General features: G+C 40.6%; 12 protein-coding genes and 1 riboswitch. Of the genes, 3 read left to right on the top strand and 9 right to left on the bottom strand.

The window, feature by feature from the left end; genetic code table 11:
- Window positions 1-286: 286 nt before the first annotated feature.
- Entirely contained in the window at window positions 287-1,153 is an 867-nt protein-coding gene (gene murI, locus ABN212_RS12220; protein WP_109373439.1) for a glutamate racemase, read from the bottom strand.
- The gene (gene btuB, locus ABN212_RS12215; RefSeq protein ID WP_109373438.1) at window positions 1,098-2,954 is read right to left on the bottom strand and encodes a TonB-dependent vitamin B12 receptor BtuB; all 1,857 of its coding nucleotides are present in this window, start codon (window positions 2,952-2,954) and stop codon (window positions 1,098-1,100) included. Before btuB ends, murI begins: the two co-directional genes overlap by 56 nt.
- A 69-nt stretch (window positions 2,955-3,023) precedes the next feature.
- Window positions 3,024-3,231, bottom strand: a riboswitch (cobalamin riboswitch).
- Window positions 3,232-3,343: 112 nt separating this feature from the next.
- Between btuB and trmA the strand changes: the two genes are divergently transcribed.
- Entirely contained in the window at window positions 3,344-4,441 is a 1,098-nt protein-coding gene (trmA, locus tag ABN212_RS12210; protein WP_198632503.1) for a tRNA (uridine(54)-C5)-methyltransferase TrmA, read from the top strand.
- Between the two features lie 123 nt (window positions 4,442-4,564).
- On the opposite strand, the gene ABN212_RS12205 is transcribed toward trmA, so the two are convergent.
- A complete protein-coding gene (locus tag ABN212_RS12205) occupies window positions 4,565-4,966 on the bottom strand; it encodes a YijD family membrane protein (RefSeq protein WP_198632504.1) in 402 nt (133 codons plus the stop codon).
- The gene (fabR, locus tag ABN212_RS12200; RefSeq protein WP_069366914.1) at window positions 4,966-5,652 is read right to left on the bottom strand and encodes an HTH-type transcriptional repressor FabR; all 687 of its coding nucleotides are present in this window, start codon (window positions 5,650-5,652) and stop codon (window positions 4,966-4,968) included. Before fabR ends, ABN212_RS12205 begins: the two co-directional genes overlap by 1 nt.
- A 199-nt stretch (window positions 5,653-5,851) precedes the next feature.
- On the opposite strand from fabR, the gene sthA reads away from it, so the two are divergent.
- Window positions 5,852-7,249 carry a Si-specific NAD(P)(+) transhydrogenase gene (gene sthA, locus ABN212_RS12195; RefSeq protein WP_109373435.1) on the top strand — a complete coding sequence of 466 codons (1,398 nt, stop codon included), beginning with the start codon at window positions 5,852-5,854 and terminating at the stop codon, window positions 7,247-7,249.
- Here sthA and oxyR read toward each other — a convergent pair.
- The 5 genes from oxyR to argC form a co-directional block, all read right to left on the bottom strand.
- Window positions 7,241-8,158, bottom strand: coding sequence for a DNA-binding transcriptional regulator OxyR (gene oxyR, locus ABN212_RS12190; RefSeq protein WP_109373434.1), 918 nt, complete (start codon window positions 8,156-8,158; stop codon window positions 7,241-7,243). The genes sthA and oxyR overlap by 9 nt on opposite strands.
- Window positions 8,159-8,348: 190 nt before the next feature.
- A complete protein-coding gene (gene argH / locus ABN212_RS12185; protein WP_198626436.1) occupies window positions 8,349-9,731 on the bottom strand; it encodes an argininosuccinate lyase in 1,383 nt (460 codons plus the stop codon).
- An 85-nt stretch (window positions 9,732-9,816) separates the two neighbouring features.
- Entirely contained in the window at window positions 9,817-11,025 is a 1,209-nt protein-coding gene (locus ABN212_RS12180; RefSeq protein WP_198620358.1) for an argininosuccinate synthase, read from the bottom strand.
- Window positions 11,026-11,100: 75 nt separating this feature from the next.
- Complete coding sequence (gene argB, locus ABN212_RS12175) at window positions 11,101-11,874, bottom strand: acetylglutamate kinase (protein ID WP_198620357.1); 774 nt, start codon at window positions 11,872-11,874, stop codon at window positions 11,101-11,103.
- 20 nt (window positions 11,875-11,894) lie between these two features.
- On the bottom strand, window positions 11,895-12,899 hold the full coding sequence (gene argC, locus ABN212_RS12170) for an N-acetyl-gamma-glutamyl-phosphate reductase (RefSeq protein WP_198620356.1): 1,005 nt from the start codon (window positions 12,897-12,899) through the stop codon (window positions 11,895-11,897).
- Between the two features lie 100 nt (window positions 12,900-12,999).
- Between argC and argE the strand changes: the two genes are divergently transcribed.
- Window positions 13,000-14,163, top strand: coding sequence for an acetylornithine deacetylase (gene argE / locus ABN212_RS12165; protein WP_198620355.1), 1,164 nt, complete (start codon window positions 13,000-13,002; stop codon window positions 14,161-14,163).
- Window positions 14,164-14,187 lie beyond the last annotated feature (24 nt).

Raw genomic sequence — 14,187 nt, 5'->3', positions numbered from 1 at the left:
TGCGAGTGCCCACACAGATTGTCTGATAATTTGTTAAAGAGCAGTGCAACATTCGCTGCCGTTTCCGGTCTTCTGCGCTGTTGCGAGGAGGTGCATTCTACATCTTCCTCATTCAGTGTCAAGCGTTTATTTTCAAGGCTTTTCACTTTTTTTCTTCGTTCTCTCGGCTAACTCACTTAGCGTGGTTTGCCGTGACAACGAGGGCGCATTATAGGGAGTTTTGTGAAGCTGGCAACACTTTTTTTGAGTTTTTTTACTGACCGTTGAATTTTCAATCAAATTGCACTTAAAGCGCCAGTTTTCTGAGCGATTCAAAACCAAAACCCGCTAAAACAGGTTTTAATAATTCGCTATTCTCATCTTCTTTTAAGCAATAAGCGAAGTTAATTTCATTTGAACCCTTTATTTTCGCTTGATTTACGACTAACCACGCAGTTCTTCGTGCAATTGCAGCGCCAGAATCGATAATTCGGGTACCATCAGGTAAAACAGAAAGAAGTTCATCAGCTAATAAAGGGAAATGAGTACAACCTAATACCACAGTATCCGGTGGCTCTTTCATTTTTAGCCAAGGTGTAAGGATTTTACGTAGCTCGTCTAAAGACACGGCTTCACCATGAAGTTTTCTCTCAGCCAATTCCACCAGCTCTGCCGAACCTAAAGAGTGAACTTTGCAATCAGTCGCAAAGCGTTCAATAAGTTCATGGGTATAAGGACGTTTAACTGTTGCTCTTGTTGCTAATAATCCAACTACTCCATTACATGTTAATTTAGCTGCTGGTTTAATAGCAGGTACAACGCCCACAATAGGAATATCAGTAAACTTGGCACGTAAAGCAGGGAGGCTCACTGTGCTTGCTGTATTACAAGCAATAACGATGGTCGCGAGATCATGTTTTTCAGCAACCGCGCTAACTATTCGAACAACACGGTCAATAATGAAGTCTTGTGATTTCTCACCATAGGGGAAAGCTTCATTATCGAAAACATAGATATAGTGAGCATCCGGTAATTTTTCACGGATCTCACGATAAACAGATAAACCGCCAACCCCTGAATCAAAAACCAATACAGTAGGGTTAGCGGTAAGTTGTGCATCAGAAGTTGTAGCTTCCTGTGAGGAAGTATTCACGTCCTGGCGTGCGATAGCCATAAGCTGTCTCATAATCTTTATCAAACAGGTTGGCTATTCTACCACGAATTGAGAGATGTGATGTAATAGGATATGAAGCAGTTAAATCCCAAATACTCACACCACCTAAAGAAACATTCTCATAAGTCCCATAATCTTTATCTGTCCGTTGACCGATATATTGGTAAGTCACCCCCATATCGAGTTTCTCGACTTGCCAATCAAGCTGATATTTCAGTTGTTGACGAGCGCGACGATCAAGACGTTGATGCGTTTCTTTATTTCTTGCATCTATATATTGAAGGTTAAAGGTGTGATGAAAAATCCACGTATCCATTTCACCCGTAAATTCCACACCTTTAATTAAGGCCTTACCAACATTGTAGTTACGGTATGGATAACTCGATTCACCTTGGATCAAAGAATTTACATCATTACGATACGCAGTTAATCGCCACGCTAAAGGCCCCGTTAATCCTTCAAAGCCCCCTTCCCACTGTTTACTCTTTTCGGGTTGTAAGTCTGGATTACTTCCCCACTCACTATAAAGTTGCATCAGTGTCGGTGCTTTAAATGCCGTACCATAACCACCAATCACACGATAACCCTCAACAAATTCCCAACCTAGGTTAGTTTGCCAAGTCGTATGCCAGCCATATTCAGAGTGTTTGTCCGAGCGTACTGATGCTTCAGCAATAATATCGCCTAACTTTTGCTGTCCAGTTAGATACAAACCTGTATTGTCGAAGTGTTCTTTATTAGGAAATCCACTAGAGCCAGCTTTAATAGATTGACGTTGCCAATCGACACCACCACCGATACTGCCATTCCCTAATAAAAGGTGATTTCCCCACTGCACATTATATTGTTCAGAGTTGGTAAAACGGCTTCCTTTACCATAGCGACCATAACGAGGATCATAGTCATAATCTTTGGTGTAGTTATAGCTGGTATTTAAAGAAGAAGAGTAGTTATCACGATTAAATTTCACACCACCATCATAAGTACGACTAAATAATGCTCTTGTATCCGTTAACATATCGTTATAACTGTCATAATAAGCATCATAAGCCGTGCGATTATCAAAACCATAAGCGCGTGCATATAAAGAAACATCATCGTTAATATCGTGATTAACCCCTAGCCATAATGACTTGTTCATAAAGCCATCACGATCGGGTTGTGGATGTCCACCAGTATTTCCATTCGCTTCTACATCATAACCTTTGGTATAGAGATAACTGCCAGCGGCTGTTAATGTGGTTTTATCACCGACTTTTTGTTTTATCGAGCCATCATATTCTTGATAACCATGAGAACCCATTGTGGCATTAAGTGTTCCTCCTTCCGTTTTTCTTTCTGTGAGGATATTAATCACGCCACCAATCGCATCAGAACCATAAACAGAAGAACGAGGCCCTCTTATATATTCAATACGTTGAACAAGAGAAAGAGGAATTTGGCTGATATCAGAACTACCAGACACATTCGCCTGATTTAAACGCACACCATCCACTAAAATAAGAACATGACGAGATTCAGCTCCACGTACATAAATAGAGCTCATCTGCCCTATTCCACCGTTTTGCCCCACATCAATCCCTGGCATTCTGCGTAATACATCAATAACACTATTACTCTGCCAACGTTCGATTTGTTCACGTTCAACAACTGTTATCGGCGCTAAAATAGAAGAGTTAGGCTCTTGAAAGCGGTTTGCTGTCACGCTTAACGTATCACTGTTATTTGCAAACGCACCAAAACTGCCCGCCATAACACTCAAAGCCACACTGGAAATGAAAAAAACTTTTTTATTATTCATGAAAATCTGCATCCAACAGAATAAGTAGCAGGATGCCGCCAAAATTAAATAAAACGCGTATTTAATTTAAGATGCGACAGGTCTTCGGCAGGTCTTCGGACTTTAGGTTAAAGAAACAAATTTATATCTTTAAGATAATGACTTCCCACTGCACTTATATAAGTGCTTTGCAGTGTCTTTTATTATCCTTGATCCTATTACCGCTGCGCGTCAGTTCTGGCTTTGCACCAGATTCCCTTTTAACTCCTATTAGGAGACCGAATAACTATGCTACGATTTCAAATCCACTGAGTCCAGAAATTGAACATGAAGAATACTGGACATCTTCATGAGGATCTCTACAATTTCGCTCGCTTAACTTTATTACTGCCAAAAAAAGGCGAGATACCATGCAGAATTCATTACCAACGCAAACATATCAGTCTCAACTGAATGAAAAAACACAACGTCTACAAACAATGATGGCTCCTTTTAATGCGCCTGAAGCAGAGGTTTTTTCATCACCAGAACAGTATTATCGTATGCGTGCGGAATTCCGTATCTGGCATGAAGAAGATTCTCTCTATCATATTATGTTTGACCAAGAGACTAAGCAGCGTATTCGTGTTGACCAATTTCCGGTTGCCAGCCAGCTTATTAATAAAATGATGGTTGCCTTGTTGGCAGAAATAAAAGATAAACCAACACTCAGAAAGAAACTGTTTCAGATTGATTATCTTTCTACGTTGAGTAATAAAATTATTGTTTCCCTGCTTTATCACAAGAAAATTGATGAAACTTGGCAGCAAGAAGCAATAGCATTACGCCAATCATTAATTGCTCAAGGCTTTGATGTTCAATTAATTGGTCGAGCTTATAAAACAAAAATTATGCTCGATAATGATTTTATTGATGAAGTGTTACCAGTGGCAGGTAAAGAGATGATTTATCGCCAAGTTGAAAATAGCTTCACGCAACCTAATGCACAGGTCAATATTAAAATGTTGGAATGGGCATTAAAAGCAACAGAAAATGCAAAAGGCGATCTGCTTGAACTGTATTGCGGCAACGGTAACTTTTCATTAGCGCTTGCACGTAATTTTGAGCGAGTACTGGCAACAGAAATTGCAAAACCGTCTGTTCATGCAGCCCAATACAATATTGCAATGAATCACATTGATAATGTGAAAATTATTCGCATGTCCGCAGAAGATTTTACGCAAGCAATGAATGGTGTAAGAGAATTTAAACGCTTAGAAGGGATTAATTTAAAAGATTACCAATGTGAAACCATTTTTGTTGACCCTCCTCGTAGTGGTTTAGATGAGAAAACTGTAGAATTGGTTAAAACTTACCCTAGCATTTTATACATTTCTTGTAATCCAGAAACACTGTGCGAAAATCTAGAAACTCTAATTAAAACACATAAAATCAGTAAATTAGCATTATTCGACCAATTCCCCTACACCCACCATATGGAATGTGGCGTATTATTAGAAAAAAGATAACAGCTTATTTCTCACGTTAGAATAGAAAATCTTTCAATAACGCCAATAAAAACAAAAACACCAGCAAGATAGCTTGCTGGTGTCAAAATTTCGCTGTGTTTACAACAAAGAGAGGAGTACAGGCTAGTACTGTTCTGCTCGTGATGCTTTTTCAGCTTCTTCTGCCTGTATACGTAAGCGTTGACGCTGTTTGAATTGACGATAAATCCACAATGCAACGATAACGATACAAACTGAAGAGAAGAAATTTGAACCCCATTCAGGGTTAACGGTTCTGGTGTAAGCGTTATAACCGAATAAGCCTAATAAAAAGAATGAAAAAATCAGCTTAGGCATACCATCGGTCATGGGTTGATTTAAGTAGCGCTGATATAAACAGTAAACTGCCAAAATTAAGCTGATGAGTGGGAAAACTGACCACGTCTCAATAAACGGGTTAAAAAGGCTTGAATAAGTACCATGTAAAGCGACACCAATGACTGTGGCAAGTAATAGCGTGCTTTTTTCACAGCGATTTTGTTCCATCATTTGTCTCCTTTCTGATGCGTTTTTTTCTTTATCTCTGGGTTATCTTGTAGAGGTATTTGCGTTTCTTGCTCACGTCGATACCAATAATAGGCACCTTTAGCAATCATTCGCAGTTGTATAACTAATCTTTCTTCTAATTGTTGACGCTTTTCAATATCGATATCCAGTGCTTCTGCGCCTGCACTAAATACAATAGTGACCATTGCTTCAGATTGCATTTCTGTAAAATAACGTGGCATATGGCTTTCTTGCTCAAGATAGTCTGCCAGTTCTGCAATAAAATGTTGGATCTCTCGTGCGACAGCCGCACGAAACTCAGCTGAAGTCCCAGAACGTTCACGAAGTAATAATCGAAACGCATTAGGATTATTACCAATGAATTCCATAAAAGTTGCTACTGATGTTCTGATAACACTGCCACCTTTCGCAATGCGTTGACGTGCTTGGCGCATTAGTTGACGTAACATCAATCCACTTTCATCAACCATGGTGAGCCCAAGTTCATCCACATCTTTAAAATGACGATAAAATGAGGTGGGTGCAATACCAGCTTCTCTAGCCACTTCTCGTAAACTTAGACTTGTAAAGCTACGCTCGGCACTGAGTTGGCTAAAAGCAGCTTCAATTAAAGAGCGACGGGTTTTTTCTTTTTGTTTAGCTCTGATGCCAATATTATTACTCACAGAAATCCTGATAATCCTAATTTGGTTTATACCCAATATATCAAACTTTGTTAAAAAAGCAGTGCGTACAATCATCTCTCAAGACACATTCTCATAAAAACTCAACAAAGTGTGACTAATGCCCTTAATGTCAGTTGGGCTATTATTCATTCTAATGTTAATATAGCGTTGTCGGTTTGTATAAAACAGGTCTTTTCCTATGCAACATTCTCATTTCGATGCAATTGTGATCGGTTCAGGTCCTGGTGGTGAAGGCGCGGCCATGGGGCTTGTTAAACAAGGAAAGCGCGTCGCAGTTATAGAACGTTATAACAAAGTCGGTGGGGGCTGTACTCACTGGGGAACCATTCCTTCAAAAGCCCTACGTCACGCAGTAAGTCGTATCATAGAATTTAATCAAAATCCGCTTTACAGTGACCAATCTCGCCTTATTAACTCCTCTTTCTCTCAAATACTTCGTCAAGCCAGTACCGTAATTAGTCAGCAGACTAAAATGCGTCAAGGTTTTTACGAGCGTAATAATTGTACGATGTATTCGGGTGAAGCTGCATTTATTGACGAGCACAGGATCAGCGTGCGTTATCCTGATGGTACGTGCGATATTCTTTCAGCTGATAGTTTTATTATTGCAACAGGCTCACGTCCTTATTGCCCGCCAGATGTCGATTTCTCTCATTCTCGTATTTATAACAGTGACACTATTCTCGATTTAGAGCATGAGCCTCACCATGTCATTATTTATGGTGCTGGTGTCATTGGTTGTGAATATGCCTCTATTTTTAGAGGATTAAGAGTAAAAGTAGACCTAATTAATACTCGTGATCACCTATTGTCTTTCCTTGATCAAGAGATGTCTGATGCACTTTCTTATCACTTCTGGAATAACGGTATTGTTATTCGTCATAATGAAGAATATGAAAGCATTGAAGGTGTCGATGATGGTGTTATTGTTCATCTAAAATCAGGTAAAAAAGTCAAAGCAGATTGCCTACTTTATGCGAATGGTCGAACAGGAAATACTGACACACTGGGCTTAGAAAACGTGGGTATTAAAACAGATAGTCGTGGACAAGTTTCTGTTAATGCTCATTACCAAACCAGTTGTGAACACATTTATGCCGTCGGTGATGTAATTGGTTATCCAAGTCTAGCTTCTGCCGCCTATGATCAAGGTCGAATTGCTGCTTTGGCAATTACCACTGGAAAATCAGAAACACATTTAATCGAAGATATTCCAACTGGGATCTATACCATTCCTGAAATTAGTTCTGTTGGTAAAACCGAGCAACAACTCACTGCAATGAAAATTCCTTATGAGGTGGGACGTTCTCAATTTAAACATCTGGCAAGAGCACAAATTGCAGGTATGAATGTAGGGAGTTTGAAAATTCTCTTCCACCGTGAAACCAAGCAAATTTTAGGTATTCACTGCTTCGGTGAGCGTGCCGCTGAAATTATTCATATCGGTCAAGCGATTATGGAGCAAAAAGGTGAAGGCAATACTATCGAGTATTTCGTTAATACTACCTTCAACTATCCAACAATGGCAGAAGCCTATCGTGTTGCCGCACTTAATGGTTTAAACCGCTTATTTTAATGCACTCTGTTTTTCTGCATAAAATGCGGTCATATGTTCACGGATTGTCTCTGCTAACTGTTCATAACGATTACGCAAAGGCGATCCGGGACGATAAACCAAAATAATAGAACGTGATGGATTGGGATCAGTACATTCTAGATAACAAACCCCATCACGTTTTTGTTCTTGAGGTACCGATAAATCAGGTAATAAGGTTATTCCACTACCAGCAGCGACCATATTACGCAGAGTCTCTAAACTCGTTGCTCTAAAATGAGTATCTTCTTTTGCACCTGCTTGGAAGCAGAACCCTAACGCTTGATCGCGTAAACAGTGCCCATCTTCTAACATTAATAAGCGTTGACCCGCTAAGTCGCCCATCGGCACAGATCCACGCTCATTCCACGGGTGTCCTTCATAAATTGCTAATTTCATTGGCTCTTCAAATAGGGGCACTTCAATAAACGGCGCACTCTCTTTTACCATTGCTAAAATAGCACAATCGAGTTTTCCGCTATCTAATTGAGCTAATAAGCTATGAGTTTGTGCTTCATGAAGATACATCTCTAACTTAGGGTAGTTTTTATGTAATTCAGGAATGATATGAGGCAATAAATAAGGGCCAACAGTAGGGATAAGCCCAATATGTAAAGGCCCTGCCATACTTTCGCCTTGCAATGAAGCCATTTCTTGTAGCACTTTGACTTCACGTAAAACGGTTTTCGCTTGATCCACCAGCAACAAACCTTGTTGAGTAAACAGAACCTTACGGCTAGTTCTTTCAAGCAACATCACACCAAGTTCATCTTCAAGTTTACGAATTTGACCACTTAATGTTGGCTGACTCACATGGCAAGAATCTGCCGCACGACGAAAATGTTTATGCTCAGCTAGAGCCACCAGATATTCCAAGTCACGGATATTCATTGCAGATCCCACATTTATTGCTGATAGTTAATGTCTATAGATAATATAGTAACTGATAAATTTTTCTATCAGTCGAATGTTATTCTGCCTCTCTTTTTCGATATTATCGGCAATTTAAAATAAAAGAACAGAGTGAGATCCACCCTGTTCTTTTTGAATAACAGTAAGTTGTCTTAGGTAAACGCTTTGCTTATTTATCCATATTTAAGACTTCTTTGGCTTTTACTATCGCATAAGCGACCTGTTTTTGAGAAACGCCCCCTTTTGCAAGACGTTTATCTAAACAAGATTGAAGCGATAAAATATCGTACACATCAATCATAATTTTACTATTAAACATCTGTAATTCAGAAAGAGGGAGCTCTTCAATCGCTTTACCTTGCTCAATGGCGCAAACCACCACTTCACCTACAATATGGTGAGCTTCACGAAATGGCACACCTTTCGCAACAAGATAATCGGCCAATTCAGTGGCATTAGCATAACCTTGCTTCGCGGCTTCTTCACAACGAGGGCGACGGATTTGGATCCCATCAAGAACAAGCGTTGCCATGTGCAAACAATCAGACCATGTATCGATAGCGTCAAACAGCCCTTCTTTATCTTCTTGCATATCTTTATTGTAAGCGAGAGGCAGACCTTTTAAGGTCATCATCATGCCAGTTAATGCACCTTGCACTCGTCCACATTTTCCACGGATAAGCTCAAGTGCATCTGGGTTTTTCTTTTGTGGCATTAATGATGAGCCTGAAGTTACCTTGTCTGATAATTCAATAAAACCCGCTTCACCACTATTAAAGAAAATAAGATCTTCTGCAAAACGCGATAAATGCACCATACCAATGGCCGCAGAAGATAATAGCTCTAAGACATGATCACGATCGGAGACACTGTCTAGACTATTGTTGGTTGCACTCGCAAAACCCAGCCATCCAGCTAATTGTTCACGATCGATATCATAAGCCGTACCTGCCAGCGCACCACATCCTAATGGGCTGACATCTAAACGCTTCAACGCATCAGCTAAACGGCTTTCATCTCTAGCTAGCATTTCATTGTATGCTAAACACCAATGTGCAAAAGTCACCGGCTGAGCACGCTGTAAATGGGTGTAACCTGGCATCACCGAATTTTGATTTTGTTCTGCGGTGATAACTAAGGCTTTTTGTAGTTCAACAATGGCTTGGCGTAGATGAATAACTTCTTCTTTACACCATAATTTTAAGTCTGTTGCGACCTGATCATTACGGCTACGACCCGTATGTAATTTTTTACCTAAATCACCCACTTTGGCAATAAGCTTACTTTCAACCCAGCTATGAATATCTTCTGCATCACTCTGCAAAATAGACTGCGGGTTTGCTGTTACTTCTTCTGATAATTCATTTAAAGCTTGCTCAAGTTGAGCTTGTTCATCTTGCGACAATACGCCAACTGTGACTAACGCTTTAGACCAAGCTACTGAGCCAAAGATATCCTGTTGTGCCAGTCGAAAATCAAACCGCAGTGAATCATTGAATTGTTTAAACCGTTGATCAGCTTCCTGACTAAAACGTCCACCCCAGAGTGCCATAATCGCTTCCTGTATTTATTCTGTGTAATAAAAGAGTGAGAGTGATGCCTTATATAGATATATAGCATCACTCTATTGTTTAACCTTATTTCTTACTCAATGCACGGATACGTGATGGTAAGGAATATAAACGGATAAACCCTTCAGCATGGCTGTGATCGTAAACTTCATCTTCACCAAAGGTTGCAAACTCTTCAGAATACAGACTGTTATCTGATTTCTTCTGAATAGCATTAACATGACCTTTATACAGCTCTAATACCACTTCACCATTCACATCTTTTGCCAGTGACTCTGCCGCCGCTTGCAGTGAAGCGCGAATTGGCGTGAACCAACGACCATCATAAGCCACATAAGACATCTCTAAGCCCAGCTGTTGGCGCCATTTAAAAGCATCTCTATCGAGTACAAGTTGCTCAACACCACGCAGAGCCGCCATCATGATAGTGCCCCCCGGAGTTTCATAGCAGCCACGAGATTTCATTCCCACTAAACGGTTTTCAACAATATCAATACGACCGATACCATGTTTAACGCCTAATGCATTTAAGGTATCTAAACATTCAAAAGGTGATTGTGTTTTACCATTTACGGCAACGACTTCCCCCGCTTTTACGGTGACAGTAACGAGTTCTGGTGTTTCTGGTGCTTTCTTCGGATCAACCGTCCATGCCCAACAGTCTTCGTTTGAGGCATTCCACGGACTTTCTAATACACCACCTTCTGTTGAGATATGCCATGCGTTTTCGTCACGGCTATAAATTTTCTCAAGCGTTGCTGTGGTTGGGATATTACGAACTTTCAGATAATCCAGTAATGCTTCACGAGAACGTAAATCCCACTCTCTCCAAGGCGCGACCACTTTAAGTTGTGGAGCAAGTGCCGCATAAGTACTTTCGAAACGAACCTGATCGTTACCTTTACCTGTTGCACCATGAGCAACTGCATCGGCACCGAGTTTTAAGGCTAGTTCAACTTGCGCTTTAGCGATAACAGGACGTGCCATTGAAGTACCTAATAAGTAGCTACCTTCATATAACGCACCCGTTTTTAATACTGGGTAAACATAGTCTTTGATAAATTCTTCGCGTAAATCGACAATATGACACTCAGAAGCACCTGATGCTAAGGCCTTTTGTTCCACACCCACTAAATCATCACGGCTTTGACCCACATCCGCGACAAAAGCGACAACTTCACAGTTATCATAATGTTCTTTTAGCCAAGGAATGATTGCCGAAGTATCCAATCCGCCAGAGTACGCCAATACGATTTTTTTTATACCTTTAGTCATAGTGATAACCTTCAATTCCTAATTTGTTTAAATTCTGCCAACTATCAAATAGCGATAAGGTTTCTAGAAAGATTTTTAAGCTAAAATACGGGTTCCGACTGCAACACCATTAAACAGAGCCGTTAGTTTTTCAGCATGGCGCCAACTTGCAATTTCAACTGGTCGTCCTAACGTTTTAGCCGCTTCCAATGCTGCGTTTACTTTCACTATCATGCCGTCAGTGATAATGCCTTGGTCGATTAATGTCTGTGCTTTTTCTGCTGACATCTCGGCTATCTTCTGGCCTTTACCATCTAAAATGCCACTGACATCTGAAAGCAACACTAAATCAGCACCTAACGTTTCAGCGATAGCGGTTGCCGCTTGGTCAGCATTCACATTCATCAGTTCACCTTTTTCAGTCATACCGATAGAACTGATAATAGGTAGATAGCCAGCACCCAATAATAAATTGAGTAAATCAGGAGAGCCGGGATTTGCATTTCCTACATGGCCTAGCTCTTCATTGATTTGAGTGACTTTAGCTAATTGTCCATCACCCAAAGAAAGCCCCACACCATTAAGCCCAAACTGAGTTGCCCACGATAACAAGGTTTTATTGGCACTTCCGGCAAGTGCCCCTGTGATGATGTCTATTTGATCAGCCGGTGTGACACGAAGCCCCTGCTTTTTCACCACAGGCAATTGCAATTTACCCATCAACTCATCCACCAAACAGCCACCACCATGTACGATGACTAAGGGGCGAGAATGTGTTGAACGATACTGTTGTAATGCAGTGAAAAACCGCGTTAACGCTTCTTCATTATCAAGGAGCACACCACCCAGTTTGATAATTAATGGTTCCATGAAACTTCCCTACTCATTATTTAAATAAGTGATTCGGTTTCAGCGAAACCAAACCGAATGTTCATACATTGCACCGCTTGTGCAGCAGCCCCTTTCAACAAGTTATCTTCAACACCGACCACAATCAGATGTTCACCTTGTTGAGCAAATCCGATATCACAGAATGCAGTTCCTACAACCGCTTTTAATGCAGGTAACCCTTTTTCATAAACACGCACTAATGGTTTATCTTGATAAGCATCTTCAAAGACTTGTCTTACATCCTCTTGTGTCACACCCACTTTTAACTTACAGGTGATAGTGGCTAAGATCCCTCTGGCAAAATTACCCAGATGAGGTGTAAAAATGACATCAATACCCAGATGTGTTGCAATTTCAGGTTGATGGCGATGCGTAAACACGCCATAAGGTTGCAAGCTCACTTCGCAAAAGCTACTGGTTAAAGAGGCTTTTCTACCAGCACCACTCACACCGCTGGTGGCATTAATCACTGGCCACTGTGCTGTATCTAAAAGTCCTGCTTCCACAAGCGGTTTTAGAGACAACTGAGACACCGTTGGATAACAACCCGGCACTGCAATTAATTGAGCCTGACTAATAATGTCGGCATTCCATTCAGCTAACCCATAAACTGCCTGTGATAACCAATCAGTATTCTTATGCTCGAATCCATAGTATTGTTGATAAAAATGCTTGTTTTGTACTCGATAGGCGCCAGATAAGTCGAACACCACGCAACCTTGCTCTAGAAAAATAGGGGCAATGTCATGGCTGACTTCATGTGCTGTTGCTAAAAAAACGATATCAATATTTTCAACGGCTTTAGCCACATCAACCATCGGCTCTAGTGGGAGATCTACTAAACCACGATATTGTGGATGAAGTTCAGAAAAGCACTTTCCTGCATCTGCACTTTGAGCTGATACCATCAGTCTGCTCAAATTCACATGAGGATGCTGCTGAAGATAGGCGGCTAATTCAGCGCCAGTGTAACCACTTGCTCCTACAATCAGAGTATTTAACATGTCATTCTTACCTTGTACTATGAACACAAACCGATTAATGTATTTTTATTCAAAAAAAGTGCATGAATATTGATACTATTATGAAGAAAGGCTGTCAACAGTGAATATTAAATTACCTACATTTATTGAGATTTATCGTCAATTAATTGCAACTCCCTCTATCAGTGCAACAGATGCTAAAAACGATCAAAGCAACGAAGCATTGATTAACCTGCTTGCTAATTGGTTGGAAACATTAGGTTTTTCAATTGAAATTCAACCTGTACCCGAAACGCGAGGAAAATTTAACCTTCTCGCAACATTAGGGATGGGGAAAGGCGGATTATTACTCTGTGGTCATACTGACACTGTGCCGTTTGATGAAGGCCGTTGGACGCAAGATCCTTTTACGCTGACAGAAAAAGAAAATAAGTTATACGGTTTAGGTACAGCGGATATGAAAGGCTTTTTTGCCTTTATTCTTGACGCATTACGTGACGTGGATACTAAAACACTAACGCATCCACTTTATATACTTGCTACCGCTGATGAAGAAACCTCTATGGCAGGGGCGCGTTATTTTGCTGCTAATACAGCAATCCGCCCTGATTTTGCCATTATTGGCGAACCTACATCGTTAAAACCTATTCGTGCTCATAAAGGGCATTTATCAAATGCAATACGCATTACTGGGCAATCAGGACACTCTAGTGATCCAGAAAAAGGGGTGAACGCGATAGAACTGATGCATGAGTCTATTACTCACCTTAGTACACTGCGCGATACGTTAAAAACTCGCTATAACAACCCTGCGTTTGTTATCCCTTATCCAACAATGAACTTTGGTTATATTAATGGCGGTGATGCAGCAAATAGAATTTGTGCTTGCTGTGAATTACATATGGATATTCGCCCATTACCGGGATTAACACTGCAAGACTTGGATGATTTACTTCACGAAACATTAGCGCCAGTCAAAGCACGTTGGCCGGGTCGTTTAAGTGTTGAGGCATTACACGATCCTATTCCGGGTTATGAGTGCCCAACCGATCATAAAATGGTTGCCGTGATCGAAAAACTATTGGGTGAGAAAGCGCAAACTGTAAATTACTGTACTGAAGCGCCGTTTATTCAAGATCTCTGCCCTACCTTAGTTTTAGGCCCAGGTTCTATTGAGCAAGCACATCAACCTGATGAATTTATTGATATGGCATTTATTGAGCCGACGCGTGAATTAATGGGGCAATTAATTGAAAACTTCTGTTTAACAGAGAAAGCCCAATAATAATAAAATAACCCTATCGATTTA

This window comes from Proteus genomosp. 6 (assembly GCF_040139785.1).
Lineage (GTDB): Bacteria > Pseudomonadota > Gammaproteobacteria > Enterobacterales > Enterobacteriaceae > Proteus.
The sequence above is the reverse complement of the archived record's forward strand: the minus strand, read 5'-3'. Positions and strand labels throughout refer to the sequence as shown.